Consider the following 21,374-nt stretch of genomic DNA (forward strand, 5'->3'; position numbering starts at 1 on the left):
GCCGGCAGGACAGAGGGGGGCGCGACGGAATACAAGGCCAACAGGCCCAGGCTCAACAGGCGCCGTTCACCCGCCTTGCGTGGTGTTGGTGCCGAAATCGACCTTCGGCGGCTGCATCTTATCCTCCTCGATGGTGAAATTCGCAAACGGCTGGTTGCCGCGGAACCACAAGGTCGCCCAGATCACCGACGGGAAGGTCCTTAGCGTCAGATTGTACTCTCTCACTGCCTGGATATAGTCGCGGCGGGCGACCGTGATGCGGTTCTCGGTGCCTTCGAGTTGTGCTTGCAGCGCCAAAAAGTTCTGGTTGGCCTTGAGATCGGGATAGTTCTCCACCACTGCCAGCAGGCGCGACAGCGCGCTGGTCAGGCCGGCCTGGCTGTCCTGAAATTTCTTGAAGGCTTCCGGATTGTTCAGCGTTTCCGGCGTCACGGTCACCTGCGTCGCCTTGGCGCGCGCTTCGACCACAGCATCGAGCGTATCCTTCTCGTGCGCGGCGTAGCCCTTGACCGTGTTGACCAGATTGGGGATGAGATCGGCGCGGCGCTGGTATTGATTCAACACCTCGCTCCATGCTGCCTTGGCGTTTTCCTCAGCCGTCGGGATGGTGTTGTAGCCGCAGCCGGCAAGCAGCGGCAGCATGACGGCCATGACCAGGAATGCAGCTAAATTACGGAAGATTGGCGGTGAAGAAAGGCGCTGGGCAAGCATGATAAGGTCCCCTCGATAGCATTGGCAGGCGAAGCATTAGCACAATCCTTGCGTAAGAAAACGACTTCGGCCGAGAAGTGTTACTGGTTTCTGCCATTCACCGTCGGGCCCTGTGACAGACGAGGCGAAAGGGTTAAGCTCGGCATGAAACGGGACATCACCATGGCGAAACGCCACGACAGCGACGCGGAATCGCGCCGCATCATCGAACGGGTGGCGCGCGAGACCGACCCGGGCGGCACCTCGTTCTTCGCACGAACAGCCAGAGGTGCGCGCGACCACGTCACCGCGGCCGATGCCGACCGGTCGGATCCGATCGAATACTGGGGCACCCGCATCGGTCGGGCAGCGGGCTTGCTTATTGCCATCGGCCTGTTGATCTGGCTCGTGCTTTTCGTCACCAGGGGCGGTTAGGAAAAATCAATGAGTGCCGAAAAAGCCGACGCGCCGCGCGCGGTCATCGTCGTCTCCAGCCATGTCGCACGTGGCTCGGTCGGCAACCGTGCCGCCGTCTTTGCGCTGGAGACGCTCGGCTTTCCGGTTTGGGCGGTGCCGACCGTCATTCTGCCCTGGCATCCGGGCCATGGCCGGGCCACCCGCATCGTGCCGCCGCTGGACCAGTTCAAGGCGCTGATGGCCGACCTCGAGCGAGCACCGTGGCTGGGCGAGGTCGGCGCCGTGCTGTCCGGCTATCTCGGCGAGGCTGGCCAGGCCGAAGTCGTCGCTTCGCTGGTCGGCGCGGTCAAGGCGAAGACGCCGGACGCCCTATATATCTGCGACCCGGTGATGGGCGATTCGGGCGGGCTCTACGTACCTGAGCCGACCGCAATCGCCATGCGCGACCGGCTGATGCCGATCGCCGATATCGCCACGCCCAACCGCTACGAGCTGGAATGGATGGCCGGAGCGCCGCTGCCCGACCTGAAATCGGCAATGGCTGCAGCCCTGCAAGCCGGCCCACCGGCCATGCTGGTCACTTCGGCACCAGCGATGATGGCCGGCGGTACCGGCAATTTGCTGCTCGCCGGCAGAGAGGCACTGCTTGCCGAACACCGGCTCATCGACAAGCCGCCGAATGGGCTCGGCGACCTGACGGCGGCCGTCTACCTGGCGCGGATCCTGTCCGGCCAGCCGGCGGCCAAGGCGCTGCAATCGACCACCGCGGCGGTCTACGAGATCCTGGCGCGCACCGCCAAGCGCGGCGGCGACGAATTGCAGCTCGAGACCGATGCCCAGAGCCTGTCGCACCCGATGGCGATGGTGCAGCTTCGCCATCTCCTGCATCCGGAACGGGACCGCCGAGCGTGACGCAGGCCGAAGACGCCGCGCGCCAGGATGTTGCGCCCGACGATGTTGTGCCCGCGGATGTTACCCTTGTCGGCGTCGACGGTTGCAAGGCCGGCTGGATTGCCGTCCGCCGCGATCCCGGTGCGGCACCGTCGACAGCTGTTTTCCCAAGCTTTGCGGCGTTGCTCGACCAACTGCCCGCCGATGCGATAGTAGCGGTCGATATGCCAATCGGCCTGCCCGATTTCTCCCAAAAAGGCGGTCGCGGCCCGGAGGCGCTGGTGCGGCCGCTGCTTGGAGCCCGGCAGTCCAGTGTCTTTGCCATCCCCTCCCGCGCCGCGCTCTACGCGGAGGTCGAAGCCTACACCACGGTCGACGCCTGGTACGCCGCACATCGCAAGGCAAGTGAGGTAGCCAAGACGACCTCAGATCCGCCGCGCGGTGTCTCGATCCAGGCCTTCGGCATCTTCGCCAAGATCCGCGAGATCGATTCGCTGCTGATCGCGCGCCCCGGACTGCGCAGCCGCGTCTTCGAATCGCATCCGGAAGTTGCCTTCTGTAAACTGAACGGCGACCGGGCGATGCGCCTGCCAAAGAAGATCAGGGGCAACATCAATCCGGCCGGCATGGCCGAACGCAAGGCGCTGCTTGCCCGGCATGGTTATAGCCAGGATTTTCTCGACCAGGCGCCGCCGCGCGGCGCGGCCGCCGACGATTTCCTCGATGCCGCGGCGATTATGCTGGTTGCCGGACGCATTGCCAGAGGCGGGGCAATGCCGTTTCCGGATCCGCCGCTCGCCGATCGTTTCGGCATTCCCGTCGCCATTTGGGCCTGAGGACCAGGGCGTCAGGAGCGTGATCTGAGCGCCTCGTTGAGTGCCCACATATCCTTCTCCTCGGGCGCGGTCTCCAATCCGAGCACGGGAATTTGCTTGCGCAAATGGTCGTGGTGGGTGCGCACGCCATATTCGAGATCGGAGAAGTAAAAACCTCCGAAGGCTTCGGACAGCATGGATTCGTTGGACCATATCGAAAGCTGCACATCTTCGGCCAGCGTGTCGCGGTCGATCCGGTAGGATAGGTAGCGGGCAGCCGCCTGCTCCCTGGTCTCGTCGCGATAGCGGTAGATGGCGCCGCGCAGCAGCGTCTCACCCGTCGACAGCGGGAATTCCTGATAGAACTGCACCGATTCCGGCATGATCGACAGCGCGTTGTTCGGGAAGATGCCGTAGTAGATCCAGGCCTTGCGCAGGTGCTTCGGCAGGTGCTTTGCCTCGGGTGCGAGCTTGATATATTGCGCGACGCTCCAGCGCCGTCCGGCATGCGGGTTGTACGTGGCGAACGAGCGCGACACGCCGTTGACGAACGGCTCGTCGAAATAGGTCGCGCCGTAAAGATCCTGCAGCGCCGGATGCGCCATGGCGACGTGGTAGCCTTCATTGTCGACGTCGCGCACGGACTTCCAGTTGACCGGCGTCTTTTGGGTCCAGATGCCCCAGGACGGCACCATCTCGGCGACGCCGTAATGGGCAATCTCGGCTTCGATCGGCTTCAACAGCTCGGCCACCGATGGCTGAGGGCCGCCCTTGCGGAAGCGGATGAAGATGAAGCCCATCCAGATTTCGAGCTCGAGCGGCATCAGGCCGAATTCGGTCTTGTCGAGGTCGGGGAAGGAACGCGGACGGGCAGCGCCGCGCAGCGTGCCGTCGAGATTGTAGACCCAGCCATGAAAGGGGCAGACCAGCGCATTCTTGCAAGTGCCCTGGCTGTCGGCAACGACGCGACTGCCGCGGTGGCGGCACATATTGTTGAAAGCGCGCACAACGCCATCCTTGCCGCGCACGACGAGCGCCCGCTCGCCAACCACATCCATCGTCAGATAGTCGCCGGCGTTGGGCACGTCGCAGACATGGCCGGCGATCTGCCAATGGTTGCGGAAGACGTGCTCTTTCTCGAGCTCGAGCAAGGCGTCGGAATGATAGCTCCAGCCCGGCAGGCCCCGCCGATCCCAATCGTTGGGGATTGCCACGTCACGCAGATGCGGGTTCATAAAAGCTCTTTAGTTATTGAATGCTCGTTCAATAAAAGCATATTTTCCATTGAAATGCAATGGCTTGCGAAAATGGAGCGAATTCTTGACGAGAAATCGAGCGAGATTTGAGAGCCGCGTCCGAACGATCGAAGCCGGGAAAATCCCGGGAATTCCAGACGTTAATCCCCTTACGCTTGTTGAGCGCCCGACGCTCCGTGGGCCTGGAAAGGCGACGTGGATCTGGTGCCGTGGGTAGCGGAAAACGACCACGGAATGCCACCGGTGCTGCCAGCTACGCCTGATCGGTTTGCCCGGGAATGGCCGCGGGCTTGGTTTCATGCCGGTTACACAATCGTTAATCCATCATCGTTGGCCGGTTACAAGGTGCGATTAAGTTCGTTTCAACAGGGAAAAGAAGAAGACCGAAGGAAACGACGATGCCTACGAAAATCCAGATCACCGATACCGACCTTCGCCAGCAGGGTCCCCAGCGTAACGACCGGCGCCCGAAGCTGGCGCTGCGCCAGCGCGCCAGTGATCATCCAATGGCGATGTTCATGCTGTTGGCGGCTGCCGCATTTGCCGGCATGGCGTTGACGCCGACCGTCGGTCCGGCCTTCGCCTCACTAAACCCGCCGGCCAACCTCATCGATGGCGCGATAACCACCACCAAGACGGCGCGCCTGGCGATGCCGGAGATAGATTTTGCCTGCAAGGGGCAGGCCTGGGGCGCCGAGAGCCTGGATTGCCTGCGCGTCATCGCTGCCCAGTCGGGCAAGGCACGACCGGTCCGCATGATCGCCAATGCCGCCCCGCTGGCTGATACGCCGAACGTTTTTTGATTTTTTGCGAGCGCCCTCCAGCACTCCAGTCAGGCTCCCGCCGCAATGTCGGCCGGGAGCCTTTTTTCTTCCGGGGGGAGATCGCGGAGTCTAGCCGCCCAGAGCGGCCTGCTCGGCAATGGCCGAGAGCACGCCGCGCACATCCAGCGTGCTGAACGGTTTTTCGAGGATTGGCGGCCGCTGCTGCGCCGGCAGCGCCTCGATCTCGCCTTTCGCGCCGATCAGATCGCCGGTGACAAGCACGAAGCGCCGCGCCAGACCCGGCATTTCGGCGAGTAGCTCGCGATAGGCGGCTATGCCGCTGGTACCGGGCATGCGCAAATCGGAAAACACGATGTCCGGCGGCACATGGCCGCTCAGCGTCGCGGCGGCCGAGACCCAGGCCGGCACAATCCGCGACTTGATGCCCATCAGTTCCAGAATATCGGACAGCGACGCCGCGACATCCGGCTCATCGTCTATGATCAGCGCGTGACGCAAGCCGCTCGACCGCGACGGAGCTTCGCCGGCGGCGGCCGCGCCGGCAGCGATCGCCGGCAGCTGCACGACAAAACGCACACCTCTCGGCGAAACCTCCTCGAACCAGATATTGCCATTGTGCCGCTCGATGATCGATTTCGAGATCGACAGACCGATGCCGGTACCGACGCCGACCGGCTTGGTGGTGAAATAGGATTCGAATATGCGTGAGCGTATCGCTTCCGGCACGCCTGGTCCGTTGTCCTCGACCGAGAATCCGGGATTGCCGCGGTCGCTGCGAAAGGTCCGGACCTTGATCCGGCGGTCGCCGGCAACGCCGGCCAAGGCGTGCTGGCTGTTGATGAGGAAGTTGGCGGCCACCTGCGTCACGTGGTCGGCATCGGCCATGGCCAGCAGCGGACCGCTGGCGAAATCGGTGTCGATGATGATGCCGCTCGACCGTGCACCATAGGCGGTCACTTCGAGTGCGGCGCGGATCACCTGGTTGAGATCGGTTTCGGCCTGTGCCGCCGGGTGCAGGCGGACCATCGACAGGAAGCTTTTGACGATACGGCCGCAGCGCTCGGCAGCGGCGCGCACCTTTTCGGCGCGCACCTTGGTCTGCGGATCGGCGGCGAATTCGTGCAGCAGCGTCGACTGGGCGACAACCACGGCCAGCGGATTGTTGAGCTCGTGCGAAACGCCGGCAAGCAGCGAGCCCATTGCCGCCATCTTCTCGTTCTGGTGCAGTTTTTCGCGCTGGCGGTTGATTTCCTCCTCAGCCCGCAACTTGTCGCGCAGGTCGCGGATGGAGCCGAAGATCAGCTGGCGATCGGCGACGCGCATCTCGGTTGCGGTCAGCTCGATCGGAAAAACCTCACCGGCGGCATTCTGGGTGACCGTTTCAAGCCGTTGGCCGACCATCGGCGCGCCGCGGCCCGACATGTATTCGGCACCCGACGCATAGCCCTTGCGGTAATATTCCGGCACGACCGTATCGAGCAGGTCCTTGCCGAGGATATCGCTGCGCCGATAGCCGAACATCTTCTCGGCGGCCGGATTGAATTCGATGATCGAGCCGGTCTCGTCGATGACGATGATGGCGTCGAGCGAGGCCTGCAGCATGGTGCGGCGAATGACGTCGCTGGCATGCGCGTCGGAGGGCGACCGTTCGATGGCATCGCCGATGGCGAGTGCCACCATGTGCAGCGCCGCCTCTTCCTGGTCGGTCCATTCGCGTTCGTGGATGCAGTCGTTGACCGCCAGCGTGCCCCACAAATTACCATGCGAAAAGACCGACACCGACAGGAACGACTTGATGTTCTGCTTTTCGAAATCCGTCCGCAGAAAGCCTTCGAGATCGCGTGTGTGCCCGGCGAAGATCTTGCCTTGACGCTCGTCCTCCGCCAGCCGTTCCAGCAATGGGTCCGAATCGACGACCGACTGCACGATGACTGTCGGTGACGCCAGTTCGCCGCCAAACCGGGGGGCAATCCAATAAGCGGCGACCGACTGGGCGAAGCCCTGGCCTGGCAGTTCGCGCAGGCGAAACAGGATGCCGCGGTGACAATCCATGGCTTCGCACAGCGTTTGGAGAATACCCTCCATCTCGCGCTGCCAGTCGCCGGCTTCGCGTAGCCGGCGAACCACATGCACGGCCGCCATCGCCGCGCCCTGCCTGGCGCCCTGCACGTCCGCGCGTGTTGTTTCAGCTGTCATGGTCAGCCGTCATTTCCTGGCCGTGGCTTGCTCAAGCCGCCGGGCCTTAGTTGTTTTCCCCGGCTGGCAGCGAGAAGATATAGCCTTCGCCGCGCACCGTGCGCAGGAATTTCGGATTGGCTGGATCTGCCTCGATCTTCTTTCTCAGCCGCATGATGCGGATGTCGACGGCGCGGGACGATTCCGGGTCCTCGACGAAACCGATCGCCTCGGAGATCGCCGCCCGCGTCAACAGCCGGTTGGCGCGCGTCAGGAACACCTCCAGCACGTCGAACTCGCTCTTGGCCATGTCGATGACCGCGCCGTTGGCGCCGGTGACGAGCCTGCCGTCGAGATCGGCGTGAAAGGGTCCGAAGCTCACGGACCGGCGGCCGCCGGATGTTTCAGCCTTGGCCTTTTGTGGCTCGGTCGGCTCAGGAACGCGACGCAGCACGCTGCGCACCCTGGCCAGCACTTCGCGCAATTCGTAAGGCTTGACGATGTAATCGTCGGCGCCGAGCTCCAGTCCGACGATGCGGTCGAGCGCGGTACCGGCGGCCGTCGCATAGATGATTCCGATCGGCATTTTCGACCGCATCCAGCGGCCGAGCGACAGGCCGTCCTCGCCCGGCATGGCGATGTCGAGAATGGCCAGATGGAAAGACTGGGTTTCCAGGAGGTCGCGCGCCGCCGCCGCACTTTCGGCCGTAGCGACATCATAGCCGCTGGCGCCGAGATACTCGGCGACCGCGTCCCTCAGGTCGGGCTCGTCCTCGACAATGACAATTCGTGCCCGCACGATGCTTTCGCTCCCGCTTTCAGCGGAAAGTAGATTGGGTATAAACATGATGTCCAGCACTCTTCTTGGGTTGCCGCATGCGGGGTAGAAAAACATGGCTGCACGATCCGTTATCGCGCTTGTTTCCGTCGCTGAAGTAATCGCGACCGATCTCGCCGATCATCTCGAGCGGCGCGGGCATGACGTCCGCGCGGCGCGACAGCCGTGGGAAGCCGAATCGCTGCTTTCGGAAAAGGGTATCGATGTCGTGGTTGTCGGCGACAGCGTCAGCCAGGCGGAGGGGCGCGACCTGCTCAGGCGACATGGCGGCGAAGGTGGACCGGATTTCATCCTGATCTGCCGCCCGGCCGATCTGGTCGACAAGGTTCTGGCACTCGAACTCGGCGCCGCCGACGTCGTCGAAAGCCCGCTCAATGTCAGGGAGCTTGCCGCTCGCATCGGCGGCCTTCTGGCTCGGCGCGGCAGGAGCGCCGGGGAACTGATCGTGCTGGAGAACGCGACCGTCGATCTCCGATCGGCAATTGTCATGCACCGCTCGGGCACGGAAGAACAGCTGTCCCCCGGGCAGGTGGCGCTGCTCAGGCTGTTCCTGGCCAGCCCGCGCAAGGTGCTGACGCGGGACGACATCATCGCCGCCGCGCCCGCCGAAAATGCCGAAGCCTTCGATCGGTCGATCGATTCGCGCATCGTGCGGCTGCGCCGCAAGCTCGATACCGAAACCATCACCACCATACGGGGTGCGGGTTACCGGTTCGATCCGCCGACGCAATTCGCCGATTGAATGCAGGACGGCCACCCTTTTGTCTTGAGCATCGGGTTTTCGCAAAACCGGTTTTCCACTCTTGGAGTCCCGATGCTCTTTCCTCAGCGCACCACGAGAAGCGACGGGCCGGACGGCATATCACTGTTCGTGCTGACTTCGCCGGCATGGGCACGTTCCTTCAGCAGCACGGTGGCGAGGCCGGCAATGCCGAGCAGGCCCTGCACGTAGAGCAGGGCGGAAAGCACGGAAGCAGCGAATTTCGTTTTCATCCTGTTCGTTCCTCAAGATTGGAATTTGCGGGCACTTCAGGGGAACCCCCGAAGCGCCCGCGCCGCCCGCGGAGCCCCCCGTTGCGGCGCGGGCCTTCGGTCCTCTCGGCTGCAAGTTGCCGGAGGCGCCGCGCATCCTCAACGGCCCTAAGCCGCCCCCGCCAGAGGGGCTTGAGCCGGCCGACGCGCAGGCTGGAAACTGTCCAGACCAATCCAGACCGTAGCGAAAACAGTGTTGGCTTCCGATCGTTCGTTGCCGGCTGTTTTCGTTAGGTCAACTTTCTCTGTTCGCTGTATCCGGATCATGCCGCCGAAGCCGCGCTTTGTTGCAGCTCGGTTTCGGAGTCAGGTGAATTCCTCTCAAACGAAAAGAAATCGCGTATTCGTGCCGCGGTTTGGCCGATCCGCCTAGGCAAACACGCCGCCGTCATGACGACGTCGTGCAACTGCAAGCCGCTTTGCACGGACCTTTTCTGTTAACCACGGGAAACAGAATCGAAACACAAACGAGCATCTAGCGAAATCGGCTTGAAACATGACGTCCCGATAAGCCGGTCATCGAATTGAGCCGGCCCCGACCGGCAGAATAAGGGGGACATCATGTGCACTGCCATTTCCGCCAAGCTCATCAACATCGCCGCCGCCGTCATCACCGGTACTGCCTTGCTTGTCAGTGCCGGCAACGGCGCAGCCCACGCCGCCAACAAGATCGTCGCGCGTGTGTCGCTGTCACAGCAGACCATGGAAATCCTGGTCGACGGCCGGCCGACATTCGCCTGGAAGGTCTCGACCGGCGACAGGACGCACGTCACGCCGACCGGTTCGTTCAAGCCGACCCGCATGCATGAAATGTGGTATTCGAAGAAATACGACAACGCCCCGATGCCGCATTCGGTGTTCTTCAGCGGCGGCTACGCCGTACATGCGACAAGCGCCATCAAGCGCCTCGGCCAGCCGGCCTCGCATGGCTGGGTGCGTCTGCATCCAGACAACGCCGCCGATTTCTACCAGCTCGTCGAGGTCTTCGGCCCGGCCAACACCAGCATCGTCATCGTCAAATGAGCGATGCCTCTCGTCGCTCTCAAAAAAGGCCGGAGATCCGGCCTTCTTTATTAGCGGAATCTAATCTGGCATTACCGGCATCAGCTTCGGATCCGGCTTTTCGGCATGATGCGGCAGGTCCTTGCTGGCGATAAAGGTGTAGAACATCGGCACCACGAACAGCGTGAACATGGTTCCGACCAGGATGCCGGTGAAGATCACCAGGCCCATCGAATAGCGTGCCGCGGCACCAGCGCCGCTGGAGATGATCAGCGGCACCACGCCGAGCGCCATCGCCGCCGTCGTCATCAGGATCGGCCGCAGCCGCACCCTGGCGGACGCGATGATCGCATCGCGCCGCCGCATGCCGTGCATTTCACGCTGCTGGTTGGCGAACTCGACCAAAAGGATGCCGTGCTTGGTGATCAGGCCGATCAGCGTGATCAAGCCGACCTGGGTGTAGATGTTGAGCGTGCCGAGCCCGATATTAAGCGGCACGATCGCGCCGAAGATCGAGAGCGGCACCGCCATCATGATGATCAGTGGGTCGCGGAAGCTCTCGAATTGCGCCGCCAGCACCAAGTAGATGACGAGCACCGCCGCCGCGAAGGCGATGATGATCGTGTAGCCCTGTTGCTTCTCCTGCCGCGACTGGCCGGTATAGTCGATGAAGAACGTGTCGGGCAGGCTTTCCCTGGCAATGTCCTCGATGGTCTTCAGCCCGTCACCGGTGGTGACGGTGGGCAATGGCAGAGCGGAAATCGTGGCCGAGTTCAACTGGTTGAACTGCTCGATGGCGGCCGGCGACGCGTTGGTCGAGATCTTCACCACCGCCGAGAGCGGCACCATCTCGCCCGACACGCTGCGCACGAAATACTCGCCCAGCTTTTCGGGATTGTCGCGGAATTGCTGCGGTACCTGCGGGATGATGTCGTAGCTGTTGGATTCGCGGTCAAATTGCGCCACCTCGGCGCCACCGACCAACAGGGTCAGCGTCCGGCCGATGTCGGCGATCGGCAGGTTGAGCGCCGCTGCGCGGTCGCGGTCGATCGTCACCGTCACTTCCGGCGCGTCGTAGGACATCGAATTCTGCACGGCGAGGAAGCGACCGGAGGCCTGCGCCTTGTTCTTGATGTTCTCGGCCGCCTCGTAAACCTGGGAGGCCTCGCCGGTCGAGCGCACCACCATTGTGATTGGCAGGCCGCCGCCGGAGCCGGGCAGCGTCGGCGGCGCGAAGACGAAAGCCTCGACGCCTGCCACCTTGGCAAGGCGGGCAGTGATGTCTTCCTGAAGTTCCTTCGAGCTGCGCGCGCGCTCGGCCCAGTCCTTGAACGCAAAGCCGACGAAAGCGCTGTTCGTCGGGCCTTGGAACGCGACGGCGGAGAACCGCGCCCTGGTTTCGGGGATATCATTCACCAGCCCGAGAATCTGATTCACATAGGTCTCGGTGTAGTCCGACGTCGCATAGCGCGGCGCGTTCACAATAGACAGCAAGAAGCCCTGGTCTTCTTCCGGCGCCAGTTCGCTCGAGGTCTTGGTGAACATGAAACCGGTCGTGGCGACCAGCGCGAGGACGATCATCAGCGTCACCGGGCGATAGTTCAACGAACCGGTGACCAGCCGCTCATAGACGTGTTCGACGCGCCCGAACGTATTGTCGACGATGCGCTGGAAACGGCTGTGCGAGCCGGACCTCAGGATACGTGCCGACATCATCGGCGTGATGGTGAGGGCGACGACACCCGAAAGCACCACCGAGCCGGCAAGCGTCACCGCGAATTCGCGAAACAGTGCGCCTGTCAGACCGCCGGTGAAGGCCAGCGGCGCGAACACCGCGGCCAGCGTTATCGTCATGGCGACGACGGCGGACGAGATCTCCCGCATGCCATTGAAGGCCGCCTGCATCGGCGACAAACCGTCTTCCTCCATGTGGCGGTGGATGTTTTCCACCACCACGATGGCATCGTCAACAACCAGTCCGATCGCCAGCACCATGGCCAGCAAGGATAAGAGGTTGATCGAATAACCCAAAGAAAACAGCAGGAAACAGACGCCGATCAGCGACAGCGGAATGGTCACGATCGGCATCAGCACCGAGCGGAACGAGCCGAGGAAGAGCAGGATGACGACGATGACGATGGCGACCGCCTCGCCGATGGTCTTGAACACCTCCTCGATCGACGCGCTGATCTGCTCGGTCGAATCATAGACGATCTCGATCGTCATGCCGAGCGGCAGCGTCTCCTGGATGGTCGGCACGATCTTGTGGATCGCCGCCGCGGTGGTCAGCGGATTGGCGGCCGGCGTCGGAAAGATGGCGAGAAAGATGCCGGGCTTGCCGTTGAAGGTGACCCTGGTGTCGGTGCTCACCGCGGCGAGCTCGACGCGGGCCACGTCGCGCAGTCTCACCACATTGCCGTCTTTCGAGCGGAGCGGAAGGGCAGCGAAAGCCTCCGGCGTCTGCAGGGTCGAGCGAACCGTGATCGAGGAAGCCACATATTTGTTTTCGGTATCGCCGGGCGCGGAGAGGAAATTCGATTCGTTGATGGCCGTCAGCACTTCCGCCGCCGTCACGCCGCGCGCCGCCAGTTTGATCGGGTCGATCCAGACACGCATCGAATATTCGGCGGCGCCGAAAATCTGCACGTCGGCAACACCTTCGACCGTCGAGATACGCGGCCGCACGACACGCTCGATATATTCGGTGAGCTGTTCCGGCGTCATGTTCGGGTTCTGCATCGAGATGTACATCATCGCGAACTGCTGGCCGGTGCCCTTGACGATCACCGGGTCTTTGGTTTCGTCCGGCAGATCGCCGCGAACGCTCTGAACCTTCGACAAGACTTCGTTCAGCGCGACGTCGGGGTCGGAGCCGAGCTTCATCTGCACCGTCACGGTGCTGGAGGACGGCCGGCTCGACGACGTGACATAATCGATGTTTTCGGTCGAAGCGACGGCACGCGCGATCGGCGCGGAAATGAACCCCTGGATCAGGTCGGCGCTGGCGCCGGGATAGGCCGTGGTGATCGTGATGGCCGTTTCTTCAACCTCTGGATACTGGCGGATCGAAAGGTTGAAGATGCCCTGAAAACCCAGAAGCAGGATCATGCAGGCAAGCACGGTCGAAAGGACCGGGCGGCGGATGAAGAGGTCGGAAAAGCTCATTGCTGGGCTGCCTGCTGGTTCCCTGGCTTGCTCGGATCGATCGTGTTGTCGACGGCAACGGACATGCCGTTGGAGAGCCGGTTCTGGCCGGCGGTAACGACTTCGTCGCCGGGCTCGATACCCTCCAGGATCTCGACCAGGCCGGCGTTGTGGCGGCCTGGCTTGACGAACACCTGGGCGAGCACGAGCTGTGGCTTCTGTTCTTCCGCTGCCGGTTTGGCTTCCGCTGCCGGTTTGGCTGGGGTAGCGGCCGGCTTTTCTTCGGGTTTTGCCGCGGGTGCTTCGGCTGCGGGCTTGGCAGCATCTGCAGCCGACTTTTCCTCCGGCTTCGCCTCGGGAGCCGCCCCGTTGGCTTCGCCGGATTTGGCCGGGCGCACCACGAAGACGAAGTCACCGTACAGGCTGGAAGTCAGCGCCGTCTGCGGCAGCGCCAGCACGTTGTTCTCCTCGGGCAGTTCGACGCGCACCTGGACGAACTGACCGGGTGTCAGCTTGCCTTCCGGATTGCCGACCTCCGCCCTCACCGTCACCAGCCGGCTGGTCGGGTCGATCTTCGGATCGATACCGCGGATGCTGCCGGCGAACGGCATGTCGTCGCCGCCGACGCCGAGCCGTACCGTCTGTCCGATCTTCAGCTGCGGAAGCTGCTGCTCCGGCACGGTGAAATCGACACGCATCGTATCCATGTCCTGCAAGGTCACGACGGCGGTGCCGGGTGTGAGATACTGCCCAAGGTCGATTTTCGGAATACCGACGGTGCCCTTGAAGGGCGCCGTCAACTGCTTTTGGTCGAGCACCGCTTGCAGCTTGTTTACCTGCGCAGCGGAGACCGATGCCGCTGCCTGTGCCGTGTCGAGCGTAGCGTCGGTACCGACCCCACGCTTCTGCAGCTCGAGAGCGCGCATCAGCGTCGTCTGGTCGGATGTGGCTTGCGCCTTCGACGCCACGAGATCGGCTCGCTCGACTTCATCGTCGAGCTGCAGCAGCACGGCGTTGGCGGCGACTTTCTGATTGGCATGGAACAGGATGTCCTTGACGATGCCGGCGGTTTCGACCGTGAGGTCGACACCGCGCACGGCACTGACAGTGCCGATCGCCTCGATGCCGGGCGTCCAGGACATCGGTTTGACGATGACCGTCGACACGGTCGTGGCCGGCGGCTTCATGGTGGCGAAGAACTGTTTGATCGCATTGTCGCGAAACAGGTTGAAGCCGACGATGCCGCCGCACACCAGCACGAGCAGAATGAAGGCGATGATGAAGCGCTTGATCACGAACAGTTCCCTCGGCCATGGCCCAGCATAACGGTCGGACGACCGGAACACATACCTGTGACTGGTCCCAATTTCAAATGACGGCGATCTTACTGTACCGTCTGGACGGTCTTGTCAATTCCGCCTAAGCTAATGAATGGGGAACGCTTGATGAAGGCCCGCAGAGCAAATTCGCGCGAGAAAATTCTCGCCGCCGCCGCCGCCGTGGCGCGCGAGACGGGTCCTGGCAGCCTGTCGCTGGATGCGGTCGCCAGCCGTGCCGGCGTGTCGAAGGGTGGTCTTCTCTACAATTTCCCGACCAAGGCGAAATTGATGCAGGCGCTGGTGGAGGATTACCTCAGTGCGTTCCAGCAGGCGCTTGAGGCCGCCCGCACCAACGGCGTCAGCGGAGAGAGCCCGCTTGCGGCCTATATCAGGCTTTCGGCCGAGCATGCGGAGGAGTCGAAACCGTCGGCGTCCTGGATTTTTTCGGCGATTGCCGAGGATCCCGATTTCCTGACGCCGATAAAATCGTTCAGGCGGCAGCTGTTCCAGCAGCTGAAGGGGGAGACTCCTAACCTCAGGGCGCTGCTGGTCTGCTATCTCGCCATCGAAGGGCTTCGCAGCATGAACCTGTTCGGCTCGGACATTCTCTCCGCCGAAGAGCGCCGGCTGCTGATATCGACGCTGCTGGAGATAGCGGAATAGTCCAGGAATGCGCCGGCCGGGTTCAGTTGCCTCGGTCGCTTCGATCGCCCGTTTGCGTCAACCCAAAGTGCCTGCCGTCACACAGGCTTCATTGTACCGACATAGCGTCCTCCCATTCTTTGCTGCAACGCAGGAGGAGTGGGATATGGTCGATATTGTTTCAAGCGAGGCAGGAATTCCAAGGCCGGAGCATCCGCTTGACCGGCCAAACGGCACCGGCAAATGGTTTCTGCCGGCCTTTGCCACCATCATTCTGGGCAGCCTTGCCTATGTCGGCTACGCGCTCAGCCAGGACCTGACCAGCACCGTCGCGGTGCCGTGGATCCTGCTTGGGCTGGCGCTGCTGATCGCGCTCGGCTTCGAATTCGTCAACGGTTTCCACGACACCGCCAATGCGGTGGCAACCGTGATCTACACGCATTCCATGCCGGCCGAGCTTGCGGTGATGTGGTCCGGCTTCTTCAACTTCCTCGGCGTGCTTACCGCCAGCGGGGCGGTCGCCTTCGGCATCATTTCGCTGCTGCCGGTCGAGTTGATCCTTCAGGTCGGGTCGAGCGCGGGGCTAGCCATGGTCTTCGCGCTGCTGGTCGCAGCGATCATGTGGAACCTCGGAACCTGGTATCTCGGCCTGCCTGCCTCGAGCTCGCACACGCTGATCGGTTCGATCATCGGCGTCGGTCTCGCCAACCAGTTCATGGCCCCGGCCGGCTCCGTCACCAGCGGCGTCGACTGGTCACAGGCATCCAATGTCGGCCTGTCGCTTCTGATCTCGCCGCTGGTCGGATTCGGCCTGGCCGCGCTGCTGCTTCTGCTGATGAAGCTGCTGGTCAGGAACCGCGAGCTCTACGAGGCGCCCAAGTCGAGCGCGCCGCCGCCACTGTGGATCCGCGCGCTGCTTATCTTTACCTGCACCGGCGTCAGCTTTGCCCACGGCTCCAATGACGGGCAAAAGGGCATGGGCCTCATCATGCTCATCCTGATCGGCGTGGTGCCGACCGCCTTCGCGCTCAACCGCACACCGGACGTGAACTATCTCGAAGCTTACAAGTCCGCGGCGACGCAGGTCGAAACGGTACTCGGCAAATACGTCAAGCCCAGCGTCGCCGTGACCGACGCGGCGACCGTGGTCGGTGACGCCGTTCGCACCAAGACATGGAAGGACGAGACCACGCCTGCCCTGCAGAGCTTCATCCACGACACCAGCGCCATGTTGTCGCCCTATCCGTCCGTGGAAAAGCTGCCGACAACGCTGGTCAGCAACGCCCGCAACAACATCTATCTTATTGGTGAAGCGCTGAAGCTGATAGACAAGAAGAAGCTGCTGCCGATGGAGGCAGACGACCTGAAGGCGGTGACGACCTATCATAAGGCGGTCGACAACGCGACGAAGTTCATCCCGCTCTGGGTCAAGGTCGCCATCGCGCTTGCGCTCGGCCTCGGCACCATGGTCGGCTGGAAGCGCATAGTCGTCACTGTCGGCGAGAAGATCGGCAAAAGCCATCTGACCTATGGTCAGGGTGCGTCCGCCGAGCTTGTCGCGATGGCGACGATCGCATCGGCCGACTATCTCGGCCTGCCGGTCTCGACCACCCATGTGCTGTCCTCGGGCGTTGCCGGCACCATGGCGGCGAATGGTTCGGGCCTGCAATGGTCGACGGTGCGCAACATGCTGATGGCCTGGATACTGACCCTTCCGGCCTCCATCTGTCTTGCCTTCGTGTTGTTCGTCATCTTCCGCCAGGTGTTCTGAGCGGGGGCAGGGTTTTGACCAGAATGTCGCGGCGCCGGCCCCGGCGCCGCCCGGATCACCTGAACGTGCATTGTTTCGGCGGCGGCCATGAATGACGCATCGCATCTGACATTGCTTGCCGCGGACGATCAGCACCATACTCCTGGGCTGGTCTGGGCCTATCATGCCGCTCCCGGCAAAGCTCCCGAACCGCTGGCGCCCCGAGACATAGAGGCCGCGCTAGCCTCAGCGGACGGCTGGGTCTGGCTGCATGTCGACCTTGTCGACCGGCGCGCCCATTCCTGGGTCAGCCACGCCTGCGCGCTGCCGGCGTCGGCTCATGCAATCCTCGAAGGACATGAGGACAGCCTGGTGCTGGCGCATGAGAATGGCGTCGTCCACGGCATTTCGGCCGACCTGCATGGCGAGATCGCTCATCAGTCGACGACCATCGGCAGATTGCATTTTGCGGTCTCGGAGCGGCTGCTGGTCACCGGCCGCCGGCATCCGCTGGCGGCGGTGGAGGAAGTGCACACTGCCCTTGCCGCGGGGCTGCGGCCGGCCACGGCATTCGAACTGTTCGAAACGCTGGTCATGGCTTTTTGCAAGACCACCAGCCTGCGGCTCGCCGCGGCGACGAAGCGGCTGGATGCGGTCGAGGATCATCTCGTGACCGAGCGGCTTGCCGACGAAAGACGGCAGCTGAAGGATGTGCGCCGCCTTGCCGTATCCCTGCATCGGCCGATCTCGGCCCTGGCGGCCCTTTTCCAGGATGAAGACCGTTCCGTCTGGAACCTTTCCGCCGGCGCACATGAAGTTTTGCGCCGGCTTGCTGCGCGCCTTGAACGGCTCGACCGCGAGGTCGTCATGATCAACGACCGGGCAAGGCTGCTGCAGGAGGAGCTTGCGGCTGAGCTTGCCGACGAATCGAACCGCAGCCTCAAGGCGCTGGCGGTGATGAGCGCGCTGCTTTTGCCGGGAACGCTGATCGTCGGCATTTTCGGCATGAACACGGGCGGACTGCCATTTGCCGAGAGTCCTAGCGGCTTCTTCCTGGCGATGCTGCTGGCGGTTGGCGCGACCGGCCTGTTCTACTGGCTTCTGCTGCGCGCCGGCGCCAATCTGCGGTTCTGAGGCCGATTAATGGCGCCGTTCGTTCACCCGTATGCAAAGTACGGGCTGGCACGTCGAAACCACGCCATCCCGCCCTCCGAAAATCGGTTCCGATTTTCGGGCCGATGCGCTAGAGCCTTTCGGGATTGAACCGTGCCTTTAACCCGGAAAGGCTCCCATCGCTGCCCATGCCTCACCTTCCCGAGCATCTTCTCACCGGCTACCGCAACTTCATGAGCGGTCGGTATCTCACCGAAAGCGGGCGTTATCGCGCGCTGGCGCGGGAGGGCCAGGCACCGGAAACGATGATCGTCGCCTGCTGCGATTCCCGCGCCGCGCCTGAAGCGATCTTCGATGCCGGGCCAGGCGAGTTGTTCGTGCTGCGCAATGTCGGCAATCTGGTGCCGCCCTATGCGCCCGACGATCAGTTCCACTCGACATCGGCGGCGCTCGAATTTGCCGTGCAGAGCCTCAAGGTCAAGAACATCGTGGTGATGGGTCACGGCCGCTGCGGCGGCATCCGCGCGGCACTCGACACCACGGCCGCGCCGTTGTCGCCGGGTGATTTCATCGGCAAATGGATGAGCCTGATCGCGCCGGCGGCCGAGACCGTATCGTCGAGCACCTTCATGACCGCGACCGAGCGCCAGACGGCACTGGAGCGCATCTCGATCCGCTATTCCATTGCCAATCTGCGCACCTTCCCTTGTGTTTCGATCCTCGAAGGCAAGGGGCGGCTGTCACTTCACGGCGCCTGGTTCGATATTTCGACCGGGGAGCTTTGGGTGATGAACAAGGACACCGGCGATTTCGAGCGGCCCGACACGGAGTAGGAGGCTGGGCATGGTGCGACTTCGGGACGCGTTCGCGGCTGCGGCACTGCTCTGCTCGGCGGATTTCGCCCGTGCCGACGACAGCGCGATCATCGACCGCTGGTATTCGGCACTGCTCGTCGCCGACCGCAGCGAATTGTCGGACCTGCTCGCCGACAACGTCCGCATCAAGCTCGACGACCTCGGCGTCGTGCAAAGCAAGCAGGAATTCATCGCCTCGATCGCCGAGTGGCAAGGCGCCGTCGCCGGGGCCGAAATCCGCCACCGGATCGAGAAATCGGAGGGCGGCGTCACCACTGTGATCGCCTGCTATGATTTTCCCAGCAACGACATGCTGATGCAGGAGACCTTTGCGGTCGCCAACGACCAAATCACCGCCAGTTCGCAAGCCGCGATCGCCGAAAATTGCGATGGCTACTGAGGAAATCATGAACGGGGCGCGCTGTTGCGTGGAGCCGGCCGGCGCCTTACATCGGTGACGATCCGCTTCCCCCACCCACTCAGCGAAAGTTTGCCCATGCCGTCCACCGTCGACCTCGCCGCCCATCCGCTGACCGCGTGGCAAGGGCCGCTCGGCCTGCCTGATTTCACGCGCATCGGCGACGGCGATTTTTCTCCGGTCTTCGACGCGGCCCTGAAGGCGCATGAGGCCGAGATCGAGGCGATTGCCGGCAACGGCGAGACGCCGACCATCGACAATACGCTTGCCGCACTCGAACTCGCCGGCGAGGCTCTCGACCATGTTTCGTCGATCTTCTGGTGCCGCGCCGGCGCCCACACCAATGAGGCGATCCAGGCGCTGGAGCGCGACATCTCACCAAAAATGTCGCGGCATTTCTCGGCGATTTCGATGAATGAGGGCCTGTTTGCCCGCATCGACGACCTCTATCAGCGCCGCGAGGCTTTGAAGCTCGATGCCGAAACGCTGCGGGTCTTGGAAAAGACCTGGAAAAACTTCGTCCGCTCCGGCGCCAGGCTCGACGCCGAAGGCAAGAAGCGGCTGGCATCGATCAACGAGGAATTGTCGTCGCTCGGCACCAATTTCGGCCAGAACGTGCTTGCCGACGAGCGCGACTGGGCGCTATTCCTCGATGAGGCCGATCTTGCCGGCCTGCCGGAATTCCTGAAAGGCTCGATGGCGGAAGCCGCCGAGATGCGCGGCCAGAAGGGCCGCTACGCCGTCACCTTGTCGCGGTCGATCTACGAGCCGTTCTCGACCTTCTCAGAACGCCGCGACCTGCGCGAGACAGCGTTCCGCGCCTTCATCATGCGTGGTCAGAATGGCGGCGCCACCGACAACACGGAAGTGGTGCGCGACATGCTGCGCCTGCGCGCCGAGAAGGCGAAGCTGCTCGGCTATCCTTCCTACGCCGCATTGAAGCTCGACGATACCATGGCCAAGACGCCGGAGGCGGTGCACGCGCTGCTCGATCCGGTCTGGGAAAAGGCGGTGGAAAAGGCGGCAAGCGACCGGGCCGAATTGCAGCGGCTGGCGGCGAAGGCCGGCAGCAACGAGAAATTCGCCGCCTGGGACTGGCGCTTCTATCAGGAGAAGCTGCGCGCCGAGAAATTCGCCTTCGACGAGGCCGAGCTGAAGCCATATCTGCAGCTCGACCGCATCATTGACGCTTGTTTCGACGTGGCGACACGATTGTTCGGCATTTCCTTCGAGGAAAAGAAGGGCATTGCCACCTGGCATCCGGACGCACGTGTTTTCGTCGTGAAGAATGCCGACGGCAGCGAGCGCGGCCTGTTCCTCGCCGATTATTTCGCGCGACCCTCGAAGCGCTCCGGCGCCTGGATGAGCGCGCTGAAATCCGGCTACAAGCTTGGCGATGGCTCCAGGCCGGTCATCTACAACATCATGAATTTCGCCAAGCCGCCGGCCGGCGAGGCAGCCTTGCTGTCGGTCGACGAGGCCAAGACCTTGTTCCACGAATTCGGTCACGCGCTGCACGGCATGCTGACCGACGTTACCTGGCCATCGGTCGCTGGCACCTCGGTCAGCCGCGATTTCGTCGAGCTGCCTTCACAACTCTACGAACACTGGCTGACGGTGCCGGCAGTGCTGGAAAAGCATGCGCTGCATGTCAAGACCGGCAAGCCGATGCCAAAGGCGCTGGTCGACAAGATGCTGGCGGCGCGCACCTTCGGCGCCGGCTTCGCCACAGTCGAGTTCACCGCCTCGGCCTTGGTCGACATGGCCTACCATGCGCGGCCGGATGCGCCGGACCAGCCGCTTCGTTTCGAAGCCGAAACGCTCGAAAAGCTCGACATGCCTGACACCATCGCGATGCGTCACCGCACCCCGCATTTCGGCCATATCTTTGCCGACGGTGGCTATTCGGCCGGCTATTACTCCTACATGTGGTCGGAAGTTCTCGACGCCGACGCTTTCGCCGCCTTCGAGGAAACAGACGATCCCTTCAACCCGGCGCTGGCCGAGCGGCTGCGGAAGAACATCTACGCCGCCGGCGGCTCGAAGGACCCGGAAGAACTCTACACCGCCTTCCGCGGCAAGATGCCTTCCCCGGAAGCAATGATGGCCAAGCGCGGGCTGGTGTGATGCATGCCCGCTCTTGTAATCGTTCTCTTTCCATCCTGATTGATGTCGGCTGTCATCGCGTCGGGTTGCGCACCGCCTGATCCGGTTTCCGCCGGTCCGGCTCGGC

The 21,374-nt window shown here is 62.9% G+C and carries 19 protein-coding genes; 12 read left to right on the plus strand and 7 right to left on the minus strand.

What is annotated here, in order from left to right; all coding sequences use genetic code 11:
* Positions 1-66: 66 nt before the first annotated feature.
* Complete coding sequence (locus NKG60_RS23890; protein WP_352470713.1) at positions 67-711, minus strand: LemA family protein; 645 nt, start codon at positions 709-711, stop codon at positions 67-69.
* A gap of 162 nt (positions 712-873) precedes the next feature.
* Between NKG60_RS23890 and NKG60_RS23895 the strand changes: the two genes are divergently transcribed.
* The 3 genes from NKG60_RS23895 to NKG60_RS23905 are packed head-to-tail and all read left to right on the plus strand — an operon-like array spanning position 874 to position 2,834.
* Positions 874-1,125, plus strand: coding sequence for a hypothetical protein (locus NKG60_RS23895; protein WP_352670469.1), 252 nt, complete (start codon positions 874-876; stop codon positions 1,123-1,125).
* 9 nt (positions 1,126-1,134) lie between these two features.
* Positions 1,135-2,019, plus strand: a complete 885-nt coding sequence (gene pdxY, locus NKG60_RS23900) for a pyridoxal kinase PdxY (RefSeq protein WP_352670430.1) — start codon at positions 1,135-1,137, stop codon at positions 2,017-2,019.
* Positions 2,020-2,066: 47 nt separating this feature from the next.
* The gene (locus NKG60_RS23905; RefSeq protein WP_352975771.1) at positions 2,067-2,834 is read left to right on the plus strand and encodes a DUF429 domain-containing protein; all 768 of its coding nucleotides are present in this window, start codon (positions 2,067-2,069) and stop codon (positions 2,832-2,834) included.
* 11 nt (positions 2,835-2,845) lie between these two features.
* On the opposite strand, the gene NKG60_RS23910 is transcribed toward NKG60_RS23905, so the two are convergent.
* A complete protein-coding gene (locus NKG60_RS23910; protein WP_352670432.1) occupies positions 2,846-4,048 on the minus strand; it encodes an aromatic ring-hydroxylating oxygenase subunit alpha in 1,203 nt (400 codons plus the stop codon).
* A 419-nt stretch (positions 4,049-4,467) separates the two neighbouring features.
* Between NKG60_RS23910 and NKG60_RS23915 the strand changes: the two genes are divergently transcribed.
* The gene (locus tag NKG60_RS23915) at positions 4,468-4,872 is read left to right on the plus strand and encodes a hypothetical protein (RefSeq protein ID WP_352670435.1); all 405 of its coding nucleotides are present in this window, start codon (positions 4,468-4,470) and stop codon (positions 4,870-4,872) included.
* A gap of 90 nt (positions 4,873-4,962) precedes the next feature.
* Here NKG60_RS23915 and NKG60_RS23920 read toward each other — a convergent pair whose 3' ends face one another.
* Together NKG60_RS23920 and NKG60_RS23925 are read right to left on the minus strand one after the other, a co-directional pair.
* Positions 4,963-7,050 carry a PAS domain S-box protein gene (locus tag NKG60_RS23920; RefSeq protein ID WP_352975751.1) on the minus strand — a complete coding sequence of 696 codons (2,088 nt, stop codon included), beginning with the start codon at positions 7,048-7,050 and terminating at the stop codon, positions 4,963-4,965.
* Positions 7,051-7,096: 46 nt separating this feature from the next.
* Positions 7,097-7,876 (minus strand): response regulator, encoded by a 780-nt coding sequence (locus NKG60_RS23925; protein WP_352492215.1) that lies wholly within the window; start codon positions 7,874-7,876, stop codon positions 7,097-7,099.
* 46 nt (positions 7,877-7,922) lie between these two features.
* Between NKG60_RS23925 and NKG60_RS23930 the strand changes: the two genes are divergently transcribed.
* Positions 7,923-8,609, plus strand: coding sequence for a winged helix-turn-helix domain-containing protein (locus NKG60_RS23930; protein ID WP_352670440.1), 687 nt, complete (start codon positions 7,923-7,925; stop codon positions 8,607-8,609).
* Positions 8,610-8,692: 83 nt separating this feature from the next.
* Here the strand turns inward: NKG60_RS23930 and NKG60_RS23935 are convergent, their stop codons facing one another.
* Complete coding sequence (locus tag NKG60_RS23935) at positions 8,693-8,860, minus strand: hypothetical protein (protein ID WP_023721318.1); 168 nt, start codon at positions 8,858-8,860, stop codon at positions 8,693-8,695.
* A gap of 600 nt (positions 8,861-9,460) precedes the next feature.
* Here NKG60_RS23935 and NKG60_RS23940 point away from each other — a divergent pair.
* Positions 9,461-9,922: a L,D-transpeptidase gene (locus NKG60_RS23940; protein WP_352975753.1), complete on the plus strand. Its 462-nt coding sequence runs from the start codon at positions 9,461-9,463 to the stop codon at positions 9,920-9,922.
* Positions 9,923-9,982: 60 nt separating this feature from the next.
* Here the strand turns inward: NKG60_RS23940 and NKG60_RS23945 are convergent, their stop codons facing one another.
* Both NKG60_RS23945 and NKG60_RS23950 read right to left on the minus strand, forming a co-directional pair.
* Entirely contained in the window at positions 9,983-13,066 is a 3,084-nt protein-coding gene (locus NKG60_RS23945) for an efflux RND transporter permease subunit (protein ID WP_352670446.1), read from the minus strand.
* On the minus strand, positions 13,063-14,340 hold the full coding sequence (locus NKG60_RS23950; protein ID WP_502903482.1) for an efflux RND transporter periplasmic adaptor subunit: 1,278 nt from the start codon (positions 14,338-14,340) through the stop codon (positions 13,063-13,065). Before NKG60_RS23950 ends, NKG60_RS23945 begins: the two co-directional genes overlap by 4 nt.
* Positions 14,341-14,490: 150 nt before the next feature.
* Between NKG60_RS23950 and NKG60_RS23955 the strand changes: the two genes are divergently transcribed.
* The 6 genes from NKG60_RS23955 (at position 14,491) to NKG60_RS23980 (ending at position 21,268) form a co-directional block, all read left to right on the plus strand.
* The gene (locus tag NKG60_RS23955) at positions 14,491-15,027 is read left to right on the plus strand and encodes a TetR/AcrR family transcriptional regulator (RefSeq protein WP_352670449.1); all 537 of its coding nucleotides are present in this window, start codon (positions 14,491-14,493) and stop codon (positions 15,025-15,027) included.
* A gap of 145 nt (positions 15,028-15,172) precedes the next feature.
* Positions 15,173-16,777 (plus strand): inorganic phosphate transporter, encoded by a 1,605-nt coding sequence (locus NKG60_RS23960; RefSeq protein WP_352670451.1) that lies wholly within the window; start codon positions 15,173-15,175, stop codon positions 16,775-16,777.
* Between the two features lie 87 nt (positions 16,778-16,864).
* Positions 16,865-17,890, plus strand: a complete 1,026-nt coding sequence (locus tag NKG60_RS23965) for a transporter (RefSeq protein WP_352670453.1) — start codon at positions 16,865-16,867, stop codon at positions 17,888-17,890.
* Positions 17,891-18,057: 167 nt separating this feature from the next.
* Positions 18,058-18,702, plus strand: a complete 645-nt coding sequence (locus NKG60_RS23970) for a carbonic anhydrase (RefSeq protein WP_352670456.1) — start codon at positions 18,058-18,060, stop codon at positions 18,700-18,702.
* 10 nt (positions 18,703-18,712) lie between these two features.
* The gene (locus NKG60_RS23975) at positions 18,713-19,123 is read left to right on the plus strand and encodes a nuclear transport factor 2 family protein (protein ID WP_352670458.1); all 411 of its coding nucleotides are present in this window, start codon (positions 18,713-18,715) and stop codon (positions 19,121-19,123) included.
* Between the two features lie 90 nt (positions 19,124-19,213).
* Entirely contained in the window at positions 19,214-21,268 is a 2,055-nt protein-coding gene (locus tag NKG60_RS23980; RefSeq protein ID WP_352975754.1) for a M3 family metallopeptidase, read from the plus strand.
* Positions 21,269-21,374 lie beyond the last annotated feature (106 nt).

Source organism: Mesorhizobium sp. M1428, assembly GCF_040317515.1.
Lineage (GTDB): Bacteria > Pseudomonadota > Alphaproteobacteria > Rhizobiales > Rhizobiaceae > Mesorhizobium.